We start from the raw sequence: 17,801 nt of genomic DNA, 5'->3' as shown, positions 1-17,801 counted from the left end.
AGGAGGCGTATTGCAAACTACGCTTTGAAAGTGAGAATTGATGACAAGTTTTGTGGCTGCATGTGTCCAGATGAGAACGGGACGAAACCCGCTCGAAAATCTTGATGTCTGTGAGGCGTTGATAAGAGAAGCTGCTGCTGAAGGCGCGGTTTATGTGCAAACGCCTGAGATGACCAATGTGCTGGAACGTAGCCGCAAAGCGCAGCTTGCTGCCTCCAGTTTCGAAAATGATGATCCGTTTTTGAAACAACTGGGTTTGCTTGCTGATGAGTTGAATATCTGGGTCCATATCGGATCTCTGGCAATTCGGCTTGAAGGTGACAAGCTGGCCAACCGCGGCTTTATGATTTCTCCTCAAGGAGAGATCACCGCTCGTTATGACAAAATCCATATGTTTGATGTGGATTTGCCAAATGGAGAAAGCTGGCGCGAGTCTGAAAGCTACAGTGCAGGCAATGTGTCTCCTGTTATTGATCTTGGTGTGGCCAAGCTTGGAATGGCGATTTGCTACGATATTCGTCAACCAGCGTTGTTCCGCGAGCAATCAAAGGCTGGCGCACAGGTTTTGACTGGTCCGGCTGCTTTCACCAAGCAAACAGGTGAAGCGCATTGGCATGTGCTGCAACGCGCGCGGGCGATTGAAAACGGTGCCTTTGTTGTGACTGCTGCGCAAGGTGGAACACATGAAGATGATCGTCAGACCTATGGTCACAGCTTAATGGTTGACCCTTGGGGGCAAGTGATCGCAGAACTTGATCATGATGCACCAGGTGTTTTGTTGGGTGAACTTGACATGGCTAAAGTGGATGAAGCACGTCGGCGTGTTCCAGCCATCAAGAATGCGCGTGAGTTTTCCGTAGCAACTGTTTCCCTCAATGGGGAGATGGTCAGTTGATTAACTATTCACTTGCCTGCGATGATGGGCATGAATTTGATGGATGGTTCCGGAATTCTGGCGATTACGAAAAGCAGAAAGAATTAGGTCTGGTCACGTGCCCGTTTTGTGACAGTGCATCGGTCCATAAACGCTTGATGGCGCCGAATGTTTCTACATCGAGAAGCCAGAAGAAGGCTCAGGTTGAACATCAGGTTTCGCAGGCCGTTGCTGCTGCTCAGGCAAAAGCTACAGAAAAGGCCACGAGTGAACCAAAGCCCGGCGGTGGAACTGCGCCAGCAAGTTCTGAGCAATCTGTTGCTACGACAACTCCAGCTGTTGATCTGCAGAAGGTTCCTGAGAAAGCAAAGGAGCTGGTGGAAGCTCTGCGAGAGTTCCGCAAACAGGTTGTGAGCAACTCAGAGTATGTTGGCGACAAGTTTGCTGAGGAAGCACGCAAGATCCACTACGGCGAAACTGAAGAGCGTGGGATTTATGGAGAAACTACTCCCGATGATGCTCAGGAGCTTTTGGAAGAGGGTATTGAGCTGATGCCGCTGCCGGTGCTGCCAGAAGACCGCAACTGAATTTTTATGCTGTCATGATGGCAGAACGAAAGGCGCCTCGTTTAGCAGGGCGCCTTTTTTGTTCTGTTACTCAATCAGGCTGACACGTCTTTTCTGCCAGGGGCTCGGGGGGCGGAAGGCTTATCTGCGCTCTTTGCCCGGCTGCGTGTGCTTGTTGACTTGCGAGGCACTCTACGGCGAGGTTTAGCCGGAACTTTTGTTGGTGCGGCCTGTGCCATTGCCTTCAAATCATCAATGCTCGTCAAAGCTTCTGATGTTGCCTTCTGTGTTTTGGAAACCGTGCCCTTCATTGTAGAGGACATCTGGTTCATCTGGCGGGCGCCTTCCTGACGGCAATCTTCAAAAGCTTCCTGCATGAAGTCGCTGGCAAGTTTTGAGAATTCAATGCCAGTTGGACAATCCCAGATCTCCTGAACGAAATCTGTGTTGGCTTTCATGCGCTTGTTAAAGAAGGACATGTTTGCGTGCATGATTGCCTGATAGTTCTCAAGCATGGACTTGTTGTTGGAAATTGCGTGCTCCAACGCTGTGTTGGAAAGTTGGTCTCCGCCCTGTGCCCAAAACCAGCCTTGCCAAGGCAGTCCATCTGTCGCAACGGTCCAGCGGTCCATTGCTTCTTTCATTTCTTTGTCGATGTTTAACATCGTGTCTCCTCCGGACTTTGATCAAGTTCTCGGGCGGCGATCTAGGTCTTGAGACAATATTCTTCGAGCGATCAGGGAGTTTGGAAGAAGCTCGTTTGCCGGTAACTTACGCCGCGTACACCCTCTTGTTTATAGGCGCTAATATTGGCAAAATGATATTCTGGATTCTAAGGGATTTCAGCGGCTTTTTTCTGAAGAACTAGTTAAATTTGTAGGCGTAGCTACGTATCCAGCCAGTCCTGAATGAGTTCGCTGGTGTGGACCGGGTGTTCCAGAGTAGAAAGATGGCCGCAATCCGGGATGATGTGAAGTTTGCTATTTGGTATTGCATCATGCATTTCGCGGCATCTGTCTAGCGGTAGTAAGCTGTCTTCTTTGCCTGCGACGATCATCGTCGGGCACTGGATTGCCGGAAGGTCGGGTCTTTGGTCTCGGCGGTTGATGATTGCATTTTGCTGCTTCAGGAAGTTATCAGCGCCAATATCAGCAGCCATGTCGAAAACCACTTGCCGAAGCGCTGTGTCGTCGTGGCGGGCAGGGTGGACAAGTTGAGGGTATTGCATGGAGGCGATTTTGTGGAAGCCTCCCTTCCTCACAATCTCCATCTGCGTATGGCGAAGCTGCGTCTGGGCCGCAGTGTCGTCTCTGGCATTGGTGTTTATGAGGGCAAGACGGCTGACACGATTAGGGGCCAATCGAATCACCTCCAGAGCGATGTAGCCACCCATGGACATGCCGAGGAGAGCGAATTTTTTCGGGGCATGTTCCAGCAATCTCTTTGCCATGGCTTCAATGGAATCCATGTCGCAGGTTTCAGCAATGATGATTGGACGCTCTTTCATAGAGTTGATCTGAGGGCCAAATAAAGCGCCGGTGCTGGTAAGGCCGGGAATGAAAACGACAGTTTCGGCAGGTGCTGTTTCTGGCATTTTCATTCTCCTTAGTAATTGAATGCCAGCTGCTACTCTGGCTTTCGAGCTATTACCATGTAGTTTACATTCAGATCGGTTGTTCTGGACCAGCTGTCTGTCAGCGGATTGAAGCTCACACCGCAGCGCTCGTAAATGTTCATGCCGGATTCATTGAGGGGTGCTTCCAGTTCTTCCGGGCGAACCAGCTTCTCATATTGGTGGGTGCCTTTCGGCAACCAGCGGAGAACGCGTTCAGCTGCGACAATCGCGAGGGCATAGGCTTTCAGAGTTCTGTTGATAGTTGCAACGAACATCATTCCTCCGGGACGCACAAGATCTGCACAGGAGTTCATAAACAGTGGAACGTCGGCAACATGCTCCACGACCTCCATGTTGAGCACGATGTCGAATTGTTCGCCTGCCTCAACCAGAGATTCAGCGGTTTGTGCGCGATAGTCGATGTTGAGGCCGGATTGCTGTGCATGAAGTGTGGCTACTTTGATGTTGGTTTCAGATGCATCTGCTCCGACAACGGTTGCGCCCATGCGAGCCATTGGCTCAGCGAGTAGACCTCCGCCGCAGCCGATGTCCAAAATCCTTAGTCCTTCTAGTGCCTTAGGGGATATTTCGTCTCGACCAAAGTGGTCACAGGCATACTCCTTAATATAGGAGATGCGAACTGGGCTGAATTTGTGGAGAGGGCGAAATTTTCCAGTTGGATCCCACCATTCCGATGCAATTGATGAGAAATGCGCAACTTCCGTCGGGTCGATTGTGGTTTGTGCCGGGTTTTTGGCGGCGTTGCTTGGTTTTTGCGCGGTGCTCATAGCTCAACTCTCCACTTTCATCCCGGTACTGGTGGGTCTAATCGTGGTTTTTGTCAAGCCGCTGGTTGCGATAGAAGGGCGCTAGTTGTATGGATTAGCGCCGTTTGTAGTGATGATCGGTTCATCACAAAGGCCCTCGGAGGAATTTGGGAAGCGATGGCCCGTTTGGTTATGAAGTTTGGCGGCACCTCCGTTGCCGACCTAGAGCGTATTAGAAATGTTGCGCGGCATGTAAAGCGTGAAGTGGAAGCAGGCAACCAGGTTGCTGTTGTCGTGTCCGCTATGGCTGGCGTGACGAATACCTTGGTCGGTTATACAAGAGATGCTGCAGCGCTGCATGATGCGCGTGAATATGATGCGGTTGTTGCCTCCGGTGAGCAGGTAACTTCTGGCTTGTTGGCGATTGTGCTGCAAGATATGGGTGTGGAAGCGCGGTCCTGGCAAGGATGGCAGATTCCTATCCGCACGAACGAAGCCCATGGCGCAGCGCGTATTGAGAGTATTGAAGGTCAAACTCTCATTGAACGCCTGGAGCGTGGACAGGTTGCTGTGTGTGCCGGTTTCCAGGGCGTCGCCCCGGACAACAGGCTTGCAACGCTTGGACGTGGTGGATCTGATACCAGTGCAGTGGCAATTGCTGCTGCAATTCAGGCAGACCGCTGTGATATCTACACGGATGTGGACGGTGTTTATACCACTGACCCGCGTGTGGTGGCCAAGGCAACCCGTTTGGAACGTGTTGCGTTTGAAGAGATGCTGGAAATGGCGTCTCTTGGTGCAAAGGTTTTGCAGGTTCGCTCTGTTGAGATGGCGATGGTTCACGGCGTTCGTACGTTTGTACGTTCCAGCTTTGATGATCCGGATGCCCCGCAGATTAGCGCTGACGGAACACCTGTAGGTACACTTATTTGCGACGAGGACGAGATTTTGGAACAACAAGTCGTCACTGGCATCGCTTACTCAAAAGACGAAGCACAGATTTCTATCCGCAACGTTGCTGACAAGCCTGGCATTGCGTCCAGAGTGTTTGGCCCGTTGGCTGAAGGCAACATCAACGTAGATATGATCGTCCAGAACATCTCACCAGATGGGAAGACGACTGACATCACCTTTACCGTTCCGGAGAGCGATTACGAGCGCGCGCGCAAGGTAATTGAGGAGAACGTCGAGGAAATTGGCTTCGAGAATATCGAAGGCGCGACTGATGTTGTAAAAGTTTCCGTAATCGGCATGGGTATGCGTTCGCATGCCGGTGTTGCAGCCCAGTGTTTTGAAGGCCTGGCTGAGAAGGGGATTAACATCCGCGCGATTACGACATCTGAGATTAAAATCTCTGTTCTGATCGATTCCGCGTATACGGAACTTGCGGTTCGTACTCTCCATTCGCTATACGGACTTGACGGCTAGGTTTCCTACTGTCGAGAATATTGTTGTGTCTTGGACAACTTCCAAGGCACAACGTGGCCTGTTAAAAAGGCCAGCAGAATTATAGGTAGGGCGGAGCATGCGCAGCAGCTTGGCCGGACCGCGCGTACTCCTCCGTAAGCTTCGTGAAGTGATGGCGGAGCCGATTAATGCGCAGGAACGGCTCGACAAGATTGTACGTCTGATCGCGGCAAACGTGGTTGCGGAAGTGTGTTCCGTGTACATTTTGCGCGCGGATGGGGTTCTTGAGCTGTATGCGACAGAGGGCCTTAATAAGGACGCGGTTCACCATACTTCTCTGAAGGTTGGTGAGGGTCTTGTTGGCTTGATTTCCTCTGATGCCAGACCGCTGAACCTACCAAATGCGCAGGCGCACCCGGCGTTTGCCTATCGTCCAGAGACGGGCGAAGAGAACTACAACTCCTTCCTTGGCGTGCCGATCCTGCGTGCGGGACGTACGCTTGGCGTGCTTGTTGTCCAGAACAAAGACCATCGGACCTACTTTGAAGACGAAGTGGAAGCCCTGCAGACCACCGCGATGGTTATCGCGGAGATGGTCGCGGCTGGTGAGTTGGAAGCAATTGCACAGCAAGGCACAACGATTGATGTGATCCGTCCGATGCATCTGAAGGGCGTCGCCCTTGCTGATGGTATTGGTCTTGGTCACGTTGTTCTGCATGAACCTCGTGTGGTTATCACCAATTTGATTGCCGAGGATGCGGACACTGAAAAGAAGCGCCTCGAAGAATCTGTCACGCGCTTGCGTCAGTCGCTTGATCATATGTTGGCAAGTGGTGAGTTTTCCCAGCACGGTGAACACCGTGAAGTTCTGGAAGCTTACCGGATGTTTGCCTATGATCGCGGCTGGATCCGGAAGATTGATGAAGCGATCCGCAATGGTTTGACGGCTGAAGCTGCTGTTGAGAAAGTTCAGAGCGATACACGTGCTCAGATGCTCCGGCAGACAGATCCGTATTTGCGTGAGCGCTTGCATGATCTTGATGATCTGGCGCACCGCCTCATTCGCGAGCTGATGGGCAAGAACCACAGCGGCGAAGATGATCTGCCGAAAGACGCCATCATCATTGCGCGTAACATGGGCGCCGCTGAGCTGCTGGATTATGATCGGGATCGTATTCGAGGCCTCGTTCTGGAAGAAAGCGGCCCGACAAGTCACGTGACCATTGTTGCGCGTGCGCTTGGCATTCCGACAGTTGGGCAGGTTGAAGACATTGTTTCCCTGGTGGAAGCGACTGATGCCATCATTGTGGATGGTGAGATCGGTCAGATCTTCCTCCGTCCAGCCAATGATGTTGAACAAGCTTTTGCAGACAAGGTGCGTCTACGTTCCAAGCGTCAGGAAATTTATCGCCAACTTCGTGATGAACCGACCATTACCAAAGACGGTGTGGATGTTAAGCTTCAGCTGAATGCTGGTCTGCTGGTTGATTTGCCAAGTATGGAAGACGCCGGCGCTGATGGTGTTGGGCTTTTCCGTACTGAACTGCAATTTATGGTGGCCTCTGCTTTCCCAAGAATGCAGGAACAGCACACACTGTATTCCAAGGTGCTGGATGCAGCTGGTGACAAGCCAGTTACCTTCCGCTCTCTGGATATTGGCGGTGATAAAGTTCTGCCTTACTTGCGTCTGGCACAGGAAGAGAACCCGGCCATGGGCTGGCGCGCGATCCGCTTTGGGCTTGATCGTCCGGGTTTGCTGCGTACTCAGATCAGAGCAATGTTGCATGCAGGGGCAGGGCGCTCCTTGCGCATCATGTTCCCGATGGTGGCAGATGTTTCTGAATTTCAGCAGGCGAAGGATTATGTTGAGCGCGAACTAAAGCATCTGCGCCAGCACGGTCATGATACGCCTAAAGAGCTGAAACTTGGTGTTATGCTGGAAGTTCCGGCGCTGCTTTACCAGCTTGAAGAGATCTACAAGGAAGTGGATTTCGTCTCTGTTGGCTCCAACGATCTGTTCCAGTTCTTCTATGCGGTTGATCGAGGCAACACGCTGGTTGCGGAGCGATTTGAAGCTCTGTCTCCTAGTTTCCTACGCGCATTGCGTAAGATCGTTGTTATTGGCGATAAGATGGATACGCCCGTCACCCTTTGCGGTGAGCTTGGCGGCCAACCTCTTGCTGCGATGGCTTTGCTGGCGATCGGATATAGAAATCTCTCTATGTCTCCGGCTTCTATTGGTCCTGTTAAGGCGATGTTACGCTCTTTGGATCTATCAGCACTTTCAGAAGAGTTGCTGAAACAATTGGAAGCGGGTAAAGGGACGGACGACATTCGCGAGTTCCTGGCGAACTTTGCATCCGAAAATAATATTCCGGTATAAGCAGCGTATATTTCGATTGCCGCAGACCCGAGAGGCTGTCGCGCTTTTAGATTAGCTGCCTAACGCTTGAGGAGTTGCCGCGAAATGCTGGCACCAGAAAAACTAGACACACTGCTAGCACGCTTTGAAGGTATTGAGGCCGAGATGGCATCTGGTCCTGCGCCGGATGTATATATCAAGCTTTCAAGGGATTATGCGGAACTCGATCCAATTGTGAAATCCATTCGTGAACTTCGCAAAGCCGAGGGTGATCTGGAAGGTGCGGAAGCACTGTTGGCAGACCCTGAAAGCGATGCGGAGATGAAAGAGCTTGCACAGCTTGAGCGTGATGAGCTGACTGGTGTTGTTGAAGAGCTAACCCAGCAAGTTCGCATTGGGCTTTTGCCAAAAGACAAAGCTGACTCTCACGATGTTATTCTTGAAGTGCGTGCCGGTACAGGTGGTGACGAGGCTGCGCTGTTTGCGGGTGATCTTTTCCGTATGTATCAGCGCTTTGCAGACAATAATGGCTGGAAAGTTGAAGTGATGTCCTCTTCTGAGGGGGACATGGGCGGTTTCAAAGAAATCGTTGCTGCTGTGACTGGTCAGGAAGTGTTTGGTAAGCTGAAGTTTGAGTCTGGCGTTCACCGTGTACAGCGAGTGCCTGAGACCGAATCTGGTGGTCGTATTCATACGTCCGCGGCGACCGTTGCTGTTCTTCCGCAGGCTGAAGAAGTGGACGTTGAGATCAACCCTGCTGATTTGCGCATCGATACATACCGTGCATCTGGTGCAGGTGGTCAGCACGTGAACACGACTGACTCCGCTGTTCGTATTGTGCACAATCCAACCGGGATTGTGGTTGCCGTGCAGGATGAGCGCTCTCAGCATAAGAACAAAGACCGCGCGATGAAGTTGCTGCGGGCGAAGATCTACGATGTTGAGCGTGAGCGTGCTGCGAATGAGCGGACCGAGGCCCGCCGTGTTCAGGTTGGTTCCGGTGATCGTTCTGAGCGTATCCGTACCTACAACTTCCCTCAGGGTCGTGTGACTGATCATCGTATTGGTTTGACGCTGTATAAGCTTGACCAGATGATCGCAGGCGAAGCTACGGGTGAAGTGATTGATGCTCTGATTATGGATCATCAAGCGAACTTGCTCGCCGATGAAGGACTTTAATGTCCGGCCTCTTCGATAATTTCGACCTCAAAAATGTGCAGGCTTTGTATCTAGCGGTGCGGAGCCTGTTTCGTGATGCAGGTCTGATTGAAGCTGATCTGGATGCACGTGTCCTTGTTGCAGAAGCCCTTAGAATTGAGCCGAGAAACCTGATTCTGGAATATGATCAGGTGATCAAGCCTGAGACGCTGGTGGTTGTTTCCCGATATGTGGAAGAACGCCTTGCTGGAAAGCCGGTAGGACGTGTTCTAGGGAAGCGGGAGTTTTGGGGGCTGGAGTTTTCGTTGTCTTCGGCAACATTGGAGCCGCGGCCGGACACGGAAACGCTGGTTGAAACTGCGATAGCGTTTTGTCAGGCCCATGGCGACTTGGAAAAAGAATGGGTTTTTGCAGATATTGGAACTGGCACAGGAGCGGTTGCGATTGCGCTCCTGACTGAATTGCCCAATGCAATTTGTCTTGCTGTTGATATCAGTGAAGAGGCTTTGGAGACTGCGCAACGAAACGCAGCAAACAACAAGGTTCGTGACCGCTTTATCCCAGTTCGCGGTTCATATCTGGATGCGTTGAGTGGATCTTATGATTTTGTTGTGAGTAACCCGCCGTACATTCGCAGCTCTGTTATTGAAGGACTAAGCCATGAAGTTAAGCAGCACGACCCTATGTTGGCGCTTGATGGTGGAGTGGATGGTCTTACTGCCTATAAAGAATTGATAGGCAACGCTAAACGAGTTCTTAAGAGAAATAGTGGACTTCTTATGGAGATCGGGTTTGATCAAGCCGATGAACTTTCAACTCTTGCGAGGGAACTCGTAGGATTGGAGGCTTGTTGTGAACATGATCTGGCCGGTCAACCAAGGGTGATTGTTGTAGTTTTTCCATGATTGGCGAAGAATTCAATTATCTGGAAAAAAGCCCTTGGAAAATACGTCGGAACGAGATAGTTTCATCTCGCCGACAAGCGATACCAGCTAAAAGCTGAAAACGATGGGGATGGGCACTCACTGACTGTGAGACGAGCCTGGCAGAGACGTCGGTTGATAGTTTCAAAGCAGATAGTTGAGCAACCCCTCGTATCGTTGAACTGAGAGAGCAATGCATTTGTATTGCTGCGATCAGATGTCGGATATCGCATTGAAGCAGTTATACGATCGAATGCGATTGCATTTCGATGTTGATAGCCTTTGTGCTCATCAACACGCAGGCTTATTAACGGCATTTGGAATCCGGGAGATCTTACTCCCATGAACCTCACAGTTAGGTTCGATTGCTATTCCGGAAAGTTAACGGCAGAATGAGACCAGGAAATCAGAATAACAAGCGCATGCGTGGACGGGGGCGTAAAGCTCCAAATCCATTGACACGTACTTTTGAGTCAAATGGACCGGACGTTAAGATCCGAGGTACCGCATTGCATGTTGCTGAAAAGTATCAGCAACTTGCGCGTGATGCTCAGGCCTCCGGGGACCGTGTAACCTCCGAGAACTACTATCAGCATGCAGAGCATTACCAGCGCATCGTCGCTGCGGCTCAACCCCAAAGCACACAGACTGCTGCTCCTTCTGCGCGTACAGAAGATGAAGCTGCACCTGCTGCTGTTGAAACACCAAACGCTGTGGCAGCGACTGAAGAGCAAGAGGTTGCGGTTGCAACCCCTCAGCCTGTGATCGGTCTGGATACGCCTCAGCCGTTTATCGAAACAGCTCCAGCGGCTGACGAGAATGCAGAGGCTTCGGGAGACGCATCTGCACCAGCTGACGAAGATGATGGCAAAGCACGCCGTCGTGTTCGTGGCACTCGTGGTCGTGGTGTTCGTCGTACACCTTCCTCATCCTCCGCAAGTGCAGCAGCGCCAGCTGAGGCACCTGAAGGTGGTGAAGATGATGCAGCTTCTACGAAGCCACGTCGTACGCCTCGTGCTCGCACACCTCGTGCAGCTCGTTCACAGCGTACCCGTACAGCTCGTGTTCCTGCTGAGGATGCACCTGCGGCTTTGGAAACAACCGGAGACGGTGAAAGCTAAGCACGTCTGATGATGTGCTTGCTGGCTCACTGGTTTGCCGGAGATCTATGAAAAACCCCGCTCAAAAGGCGGGGTTTTCTTTTTGCTGACTGGCAAATAGTTCGTTGTGGGTGCTGGCTTACTCAATGATGAGTGTGTCACCGACGGAAAGTGTGCCGTTGTTGAGCACTTCCAGATAAATACCAACATCCATATGCCCCAGTGAACCATGAAGCGCCTTGTTGATGTTGGTGTCGCGCTCGGCTGTGACTGGATTTACATCTACGGCAGCGCAGCGGCGGGTGCGTTTCGCGAATTTGAACTCTACGCCTGAACTGGAACGGATTTTCTTGTCGGCCCAGTCAAACTCCTCATAGGCTGCCAAGCCTTCAACATAGATGTTTGCGCGGAAGCGTCTTGGATCAATCTCCACGCCTAAAGTCTCAGAAAGCGCTTTCACGCTGGCCAAATTCACGACATGTACGAAATTCTCAGCGGTATCCGTGAAAGCATGGTCGTCTGCGTGGCGGACTTTGAGCGGGCCAGTGGCTTTTTCACCCATGTGTGCTGTGAAGTAGGCTGCGAGTGCATCCTGTCCTTCAGCTGTTTCCAGCGGTAACGTGATGTCTTCACTCTCTGGCTTGGACAGAGTGATGCTTTTGTTTTCCAGATCGTATGTGCATTTGACCTGCGCCACGTCTTCATAACGAACCAGCACTAGAAATTTGCTCTTTGAAATGTACTGAGGAGCTGCTGGATCGAAACCGCATGGACCATTTTCAATCGCATAGGCACGATCCAGCGGGAAGACAGCTCCGGCTTCTACTGTGGTGGTCTGAAGTGGATGAGCCGTTAAGCCTTTAACTGGATGTGTTGCGAGTGCGGTGATATGCGCAGGCGAAAAAGTCATATTAAATTCCGTTGTTTAAGCTATTCGAAACTATGAGGAACAAAGGATTGTGGTAAGATCTTGCGAGGACCCTCTTTTGTCGGCAGTTTGAACTACTATATGAAGAGTGCAGGGGGAAGTCTCCTGCTTCGGGTGCTCTTTATGAGGCTCGGATCCTCCCAAAATGCTTCGTCATGCTTCGGGTGACACGGCACATAGGAGTTATATATGGACTTTGAGAAATACACCGACCGTGCGCGTGGGTTCATTCAGTCTGCGCAAACATACGCTCTGGGACAAGGGCATCAACAGTTTACTCCCGCACATATTTTAAAGGTCTTGCTGGATGACAGCGAGGGCATGTCTGCTGGTCTTATTGAACGGGCCGGAGGACGTGTGCAGGATGTCCGCCTACAGATTGAGACTGATCTGGCCGCGCTTCCTAAAGTGAGCGGCGGCAATGGACAGCTGTACCTAGCGCCTGAAACCGCTCGCCTTTTTGAACAAGCCCAGAAAATTGCAGAGAAAGCAGGCGACAGTTATGTCACCGTTGAGCGGCTGCTGCTTGCGCTTGCTATGGATAAAGACAGCAAGGCAGGTAAGGCTCTCGCTCAAGGTGGTGTCACGCCAAACGCCCTGAACGAAGCTATCAACGAAGTGCGTAAAGGCCGTACTGCGGATTCCGCATCTGCTGAAAATCAATACGACGCTCTGAAAAAATTTGCTCAGGATCTGACTGAAGCAGCCCGCGACGGTAAGCTCGATCCTGTGATTGGCCGTGATGAGGAAATTCGTCGTGCCATTCAGGTTCTCTCCCGCCGTACCAAGAATAATCCGGTTCTGATTGGTGAGCCAGGCGTTGGTAAAACCGCAATTGCTGAAGGCCTTGCGCTGCGCATCGTCAATGGTGATGTGCCGGAGAGCCTGAAAGACAAGGAACTGCTTGCACTGGATATGGGCGCACTGATCGCTGGTGCGAAATATCGTGGTGAATTTGAAGAACGCCTGAAGGGTGTTTTGAATGAGGTGCAAGCCGCTGCTGGTGGTGTGATCCTCTTTATTGATGAAATGCATACGCTGGTTGGGGCTGGGAAAGCAGATGGAGCGATGGACGCTTCCAATCTTCTCAAGCCTGCGCTGGCGCGTGGTGAGTTGCACTGCGTCGGTGCGACCACGCTTGATGAATACCGCAAGCACGTTGAGAAAGATGCGGCGCTGGCCCGTCGTTTCCAACCTGTGTTTGTAAGTGAGCCAACGATTGAAGATACGATTTCTATTCTGCGTGGCATCAAGGAGAAGTATGAGCTTCACCATGGTGTACGCATTTCAGATAGTGCGATTGTTTCTGCGGCCACGCTGTCGAACCGTTACATCACGGACCGCTTCCTGCCGGATAAGGCGATTGACCTTGTTGATGAAGCCGCCAGCCGCTTGCGCATGCAGGTGGATTCCAAGCCGGAAGAACTGGATGAGTTGGACCGCCGTATCATTCAGCTGAAGATTGAGCGGGAAGCGCTCAAGAAAGAGGATGATGACGCCACGAAGGATCGACTTCAGCGCCTTGAGAAAGAGCTGGTTGATCTGGAAGAAGAATCCAATGCACTGACACAACGCTGGCAATCTGAAAAAGATAAGCTGAGCGGCGAGCAGAAAATTAAAGAGCAGTTGGATGAAGCACGCACCGAGTTGGAGCAGGCGCAGCGTATCGGTAATCTGGCTAAAGCGGGTGAGTTGGCTTACGGCGTTATTCCTGATCTGGAAAAGAAGCTCTTGAATGCCCAGACAGCGGAAGATGTCGATAACACCATGCTCAATGAGACCGTGAGCAGTGAGAGTATTGCTCAGATTGTGTCTCGCTGGACTGGGATTCCCGTCGACAAGATGCTGGAAGGCGAACGTGAAAAGCTGCTTCGTATGGAAGATGAGCTGGCCAAACGTGTTGTTGGTCAACAGGAAGCTGTTCATGCTGTTTCTACTGCCGTGCGCCGATCTCGTGCCGGGTTGCAGGACCCGAACAGGCCAATTGGCTCGTTCATGTTCCTCGGCCCAACTGGTGTTGGTAAAACAGAGCTGACCAAAGCGCTCGCCAGCTATCTCTTTGATGATGAGACCGCCATGGTGCGCGTAGACATGTCTGAGTTCATGGAAAAGCACAGTGTTGCTCGTCTGATCGGCGCGCCTCCGGGTTATGTTGGTTATGAGGAAGGTGGTGTTCTGACAGAAGCCGTGCGCCGTCGGCCTTATCAGGTGGTGTTGTTTGACGAGGTTGAAAAAGCTCATGGCGATGTGTTCAACGTTCTGCTTCAGGTGCTGGACGATGGCCGTCTGACGGACGGGCAGGGCCGGACTGTGGACTTCCGCAATACGCTGATCATCATGACGTCGAACCTTGGGTCAGAATTTTTGGCTTCCCAGAGCGAAGGTGAAGATGCTGATGCTGTTCGTGGGCCGGTGATGGATGCGGTGAAAGCGCACTTCCGTCCTGAGTTTGTGAACCGTCTGGATGAGATTATTCTGTTCCATCGCTTGCAAAGAGCTCAGATGTCTCGGATCGTTGAAATTCAGTTGGCTCGTTTGCAAAAGCTGCTGGATGACAGGAAGATGGAGCTTGAGCTGGATGATGGCGCTATGGGTTGGCTTGCCGAGAAAGGGTATGACCCGGCTTATGGTGCACGACCGTTGAAGCGCGTTATTCAGAAACAAGTGCAGGATCCATTGGCAGAAATGCTGTTGGCTGGATCAATCTCTGACGGTCAGGCCATCCGGGTCTCTGCGGGAACGGACAGACTGCTTTTTGAAACGACCTGACAGATTGGATCATGAATTAAAGAAGAGGGCCGGATTTTCTGGCCCTTTTTTGTGCTTTGTGGACATACTCAGAAACATAAAGCGACTGTTCGAAAGTGTGCTTTTAGTGTCTAGTCATGCAGACTAAAGCATGAGTGTTGGTTAGGGGGCAGGGCATCGGGCATGAGACACGTTGATATTGCAATATCGCTTGTAGTTGTCAGTTATCTCTGGCTTGCTGCGACTGTTGTCATTGGCGGCCAGTTTTATCCAGATTACGACCATATCTCACAGTTTATGAGCGCTCTTGGAGCAACCGGCGCTCCGTTTGGGCCTGCCGTGAATTATTGGGGTTTTGCGGTTGTGGAGCTGCTGCTGCTACCATGCCTCGTGATCTGCTTTGCTTATCTGATGCGAAATCGTGCAGAGCGTGTTGGCTTGATGATTTTTGCGGGCTATCCGCTGCTTATCGCTGTTGCTGCGTTCTTTCCGTGTGATTTTGAGTGCAGCATGGATGATCCAACACACAGCCAACTCCTACATACGGCAGCTGGCTTTTTGGCCTATTTCTGCGCTGTTGTGGGATTGTGTTTGTTGTCTCATGCCAAAGCTGAAAGATCGTTTTGGGTGGCGCCTGGGCTGATCTTGCTGGTGATGCTCTTCAGTCTATCTAAGGAAACCGCTTTCAGTGGCCTCATGCAACGTGCGTTGGAGACTGGTATTTATCTTTGGTTTTTCGTGATCCTGATGCGCAAGCGCTATCATAAAGAGCAAGTAGTTTGACGCTATTTACTCTTTAATCGTGAGATCCCTTTGATGAACTGAGGTCAGTTCCGTAGTGAAGCGACGCGCTGGCTTGGACGGCCTGTTTCCATCAGAGCATTAATGCGGTCGCGTTCGCGCTTGAAGTTCTCAAGAACCTTAGCTTCAAGGATGCGGCCTTGCGGTACCTTGATCTTCAGGGAGTTCACGAAGCGGCCATTCACCTTCACTTCATAGTGGAGGTGGTTACCCGTTGAAAGCCCAGTGGTTCCCACATACCCAATAACGGAGCCCTGTCTGATTTTCTGGCCTTTTTGAATGCCAGAACCAAAGCGGGTCATGTGGTTATATGTGGTGACATAACCGTTGGCGTGTTTGATCTCGACGCGTTTTCCGTAACCGCCTGACCAAGCGGCTTTTTGGATCACCCCATCGCCAGCTGCAAAGATTGCGGTCCCGCGAGGAGCGGCCCAATCCGTGCCGGTGTGCAAACGGCGGGTTTTCAAAACTGGATGTCGGCGCATGCCGAAGCCAGATGTAAAGCGGCCCGCTGCAATTGGTTTACGGAGCAGGAACTGCTTCGCGCTCTGACCGTTCTCATCATAATAGTCGACGACACCATCGTCTGGTGTACGGAAACGGTAGAAACGGTGTGAGCGACCATTCACGGTGATGGATGTATAAAGAATTTCGGAGGCGCCAGTGGTCTGGTCTGCATCAAGGCCATAGAAGACGCTCATCTCATCACCGCTTTTTACGGAGGCGTTGAAGTCAACGCTATAAGAATAGATGCGAACGAGTTCTTTGATGAGGGATGTTGGGACGTCGTTATCAAGACCAGTCTGGTAGATCGAGTCATAATAGGTGGCGCGAGGGCCAACGGAGTTTTGCTGCTGTGATGCAAACGCGTCTGCGGCCATCTGTGTGGACGGCTCAGGTGCGACGACAAACTCGCCTTCATCGTTTGGTGCGATGGTCCCTACATGACGTTGATCTTCATAGATGCTGACACGTACAAGAATTCCGTCGTCCTCTTCGATCTTGTCCGTGTTGAGGGACAGGCGGAAGATCTGACCAGCTTTGATTGTGTCGATGCCAAAGTTTTCGGTAAATGCTTTGATGTAGCCTTCCGCTTCTTTCTCAGAAGCCTCACCATCCAGCAGAATGTCAATAAAGTCAGTCTGGGTCAGGATTGGAACTATGCGTTCTTCGATCTGATTGGCCTGGGAGATTTTACGGGACTTGGGTTGGAAGGAAACGTTTTCTTCTGTAATGCGGACTTCGATGTTTTCAAATGACTGTTCTGAAAGTGGAGCAAAGCCTGCATTGAAGTCTTCGAGGCTCGGCACAGCCGCAATGTCAGTGGAATTATCCAGCATGAACATCGCTGCTTTTTTGACCTGCTCCTGAACGGCCTCTTCTTTATGATCGGGAAGAGCGACCATACTCATAGCTTCCAGTGGGAAGTCGCGCTGAGAAATGGAGACTTCGCCTTCAATGTCGGCACCGTAGATTGCATCACTGGCGACCTGTAACGGAGCAACCTGTTCTCCCTGATACATAGTGATCGGGTCGAATGGCGGAATGTCTGCAGCTGTTTCCTGTTTCTTGATATTCTCAAGGCTTGCGCTGACGAGCGCATATGGCTTGGCTTTTACGTGGTCACGGCCATCGCTGCGGGTCACTGTATTTACTTCAATGATCTGCCGATTGGAGAAGCCGTCGGTTGCGGAGCTCAGGCGGTCGCCTTTTCCGCTGGAATTACGCTGTGGTGTCAGATCTGCTGAAGTGCTCGCGGGGGCTTTTGCTGTCTTATAGGTGTACTGGCCATCAAGCGCAGCCATCAACGCACCACCCATTAATACAATGGAGGTCATGCCGGTCAGGATCGTCCCGATCAACCAACGGCCATTAAGCCGTGCAGGCTGGTCAGACGAACTTGCAAGGCTGTCCACCATCAAAGCAGGTTCATTGCCAAGATTGACGGAAGGCCTTCCATTAGTATGGAACCTACCAGAATTCATCGAGCTACTTATCTTTCCCCAAATCGGCAGAGATGCCATCTGCAGCAGAGTTCTGCATTACGTGTTTACGATTGATAGACAATGCTGAAGATAGGGACAACTGATGAAAGACAAATACGGCTGGATTTTGTCGCTGATACTATGAAAAATTATAGAAAAAATGGGATTGGCGAGAAAATAATGAATTTGGCTGGCAAACCACGATTTTAAGCACCATATAAATACAGGGTTTGCGATTATTGAAAAAGTTTCCCCAGTCCTGTGAAAATTTTGAAGTTTTCTCTCAAGGCTCGTTGACAGGGTCAGCTCATATCCCTATAACCCGCTTCACGCCACCGGGGCGGGCCACTGAGGCGCGGTTCTGGAGGCACAAAAACAGAAGGATTTACGGGGTTTTTAAGAGGTCTTGTAAGTCTGGATATTGAGGCGAAAGTCTCCGCTCATTGACAATTGAATACGGAAGAAGAAAGAGAAACGTGGACGGCGGTTATTCGCGAGTGTCTTGGTAACAAGACGCTGTTACGGAATAGCTGACTTAGTTTACGTTTTTCAGAACACCAAAGATTT

Annotated in this window: 14 protein-coding genes; 9 read left to right on the top strand and 5 right to left on the bottom strand. The window is 51.3% G+C overall.

Going from position 1 to position 17,801, the window contains the following annotated elements:
• Positions 1-40: 40 nt before the first annotated feature.
• Both PsAD13_RS00070 and PsAD13_RS00065 read left to right on the top strand, forming a co-directional pair.
• The gene (locus tag PsAD13_RS00070; RefSeq protein WP_063291189.1) at positions 41-895 is read left to right on the top strand and encodes a carbon-nitrogen hydrolase family protein; all 855 of its coding nucleotides are present in this window, start codon (positions 41-43) and stop codon (positions 893-895) included.
• On the top strand, positions 892-1,461 hold the full coding sequence (locus PsAD13_RS00065) for a DUF1178 family protein (protein WP_057463466.1): 570 nt from the start codon (positions 892-894) through the stop codon (positions 1,459-1,461). The genes PsAD13_RS00070 and PsAD13_RS00065 overlap by 4 nt, the downstream gene beginning before the upstream one ends.
• A 74-nt stretch (positions 1,462-1,535) precedes the next feature.
• On the opposite strand, the gene PsAD13_RS00060 is transcribed toward PsAD13_RS00065, so the two are convergent.
• The 3 genes from PsAD13_RS00060 to ubiG form a co-directional block, all read right to left on the bottom strand.
• Entirely contained in the window at positions 1,536-2,105 is a 570-nt protein-coding gene (locus PsAD13_RS00060) for a phasin family protein (protein WP_057463465.1), read from the bottom strand.
• Between the two features lie 221 nt (positions 2,106-2,326).
• Positions 2,327-3,034, bottom strand: a complete 708-nt coding sequence (locus PsAD13_RS00055) for an alpha/beta hydrolase (protein ID WP_208986346.1) — start codon at positions 3,032-3,034, stop codon at positions 2,327-2,329.
• Positions 3,035-3,066: 32 nt separating this feature from the next.
• Positions 3,067-3,843, bottom strand: a complete 777-nt coding sequence (ubiG, locus tag PsAD13_RS00050) for a bifunctional 2-polyprenyl-6-hydroxyphenol methylase/3-demethylubiquinol 3-O-methyltransferase UbiG (protein WP_063316959.1) — start codon at positions 3,841-3,843, stop codon at positions 3,067-3,069.
• Between the two features lie 156 nt (positions 3,844-3,999).
• Between ubiG and PsAD13_RS00045 the strand changes: the two genes are divergently transcribed.
• The 5 genes from PsAD13_RS00045 to PsAD13_RS00025 all read left to right on the top strand — a co-directional run bounded on the left by PsAD13_RS00045 (position 4,000) and on the right by PsAD13_RS00025 (position 10,793).
• Positions 4,000-5,250 carry an aspartate kinase gene (locus PsAD13_RS00045; RefSeq protein ID WP_057463461.1) on the top strand — a complete coding sequence of 417 codons (1,251 nt, stop codon included), beginning with the start codon at positions 4,000-4,002 and terminating at the stop codon, positions 5,248-5,250.
• Between the two features lie 97 nt (positions 5,251-5,347).
• On the top strand, positions 5,348-7,612 hold the full coding sequence (gene ptsP / locus PsAD13_RS00040; protein WP_063305908.1) for a phosphoenolpyruvate--protein phosphotransferase: 2,265 nt from the start codon (positions 5,348-5,350) through the stop codon (positions 7,610-7,612).
• 84 nt (positions 7,613-7,696) lie between these two features.
• Positions 7,697-8,770: a peptide chain release factor 1 gene (gene prfA, locus PsAD13_RS00035; protein ID WP_057463460.1), complete on the top strand. Its 1,074-nt coding sequence runs from the start codon at positions 7,697-7,699 to the stop codon at positions 8,768-8,770.
• Positions 8,770-9,654: a peptide chain release factor N(5)-glutamine methyltransferase gene (gene prmC, locus PsAD13_RS00030; protein WP_063308781.1), complete on the top strand. Its 885-nt coding sequence runs from the start codon at positions 8,770-8,772 to the stop codon at positions 9,652-9,654. Before prfA ends, prmC begins: the two co-directional genes overlap by 1 nt.
• A gap of 410 nt (positions 9,655-10,064) precedes the next feature.
• Complete coding sequence (locus PsAD13_RS00025) at positions 10,065-10,793, top strand: DUF4167 domain-containing protein (RefSeq protein ID WP_084404603.1); 729 nt, start codon at positions 10,065-10,067, stop codon at positions 10,791-10,793.
• Positions 10,794-10,911: 118 nt separating this feature from the next.
• Here the strand turns inward: PsAD13_RS00025 and PsAD13_RS00020 are convergent, their stop codons facing one another.
• Entirely contained in the window at positions 10,912-11,682 is a 771-nt protein-coding gene (locus PsAD13_RS00020; RefSeq protein ID WP_063316958.1) for an MOSC domain-containing protein, read from the bottom strand.
• Positions 11,683-11,889: 207 nt separating this feature from the next.
• Between PsAD13_RS00020 and clpB the strand changes: the two genes are divergently transcribed.
• Positions 11,890-14,469, top strand: coding sequence for an ATP-dependent chaperone ClpB (gene clpB / locus PsAD13_RS00015; protein WP_063316957.1), 2,580 nt, complete (start codon positions 11,890-11,892; stop codon positions 14,467-14,469).
• Positions 14,470-14,631: 162 nt separating this feature from the next.
• Positions 14,632-15,231, top strand: coding sequence for a DUF998 domain-containing protein (locus tag PsAD13_RS00010; RefSeq protein ID WP_063316956.1), 600 nt, complete (start codon positions 14,632-14,634; stop codon positions 15,229-15,231).
• A 44-nt stretch (positions 15,232-15,275) separates the two neighbouring features.
• Here the strand turns inward: PsAD13_RS00010 and PsAD13_RS00005 are convergent, their stop codons facing one another.
• Entirely contained in the window at positions 15,276-17,234 is a 1,959-nt protein-coding gene (locus PsAD13_RS00005; RefSeq protein WP_063316955.1) for a M23 family metallopeptidase, read from the bottom strand.
• Positions 17,235-17,801: the final 567 nt, after the last annotated feature.

This window comes from Pseudovibrio sp. Ad13 (assembly GCF_001623225.1).
In the GTDB taxonomy this organism is placed as follows: Bacteria; Pseudomonadota; Alphaproteobacteria; order Rhizobiales; family Stappiaceae; genus Pseudovibrio.
This window is presented reverse-complemented; position numbering and strand designations above follow the sequence as displayed.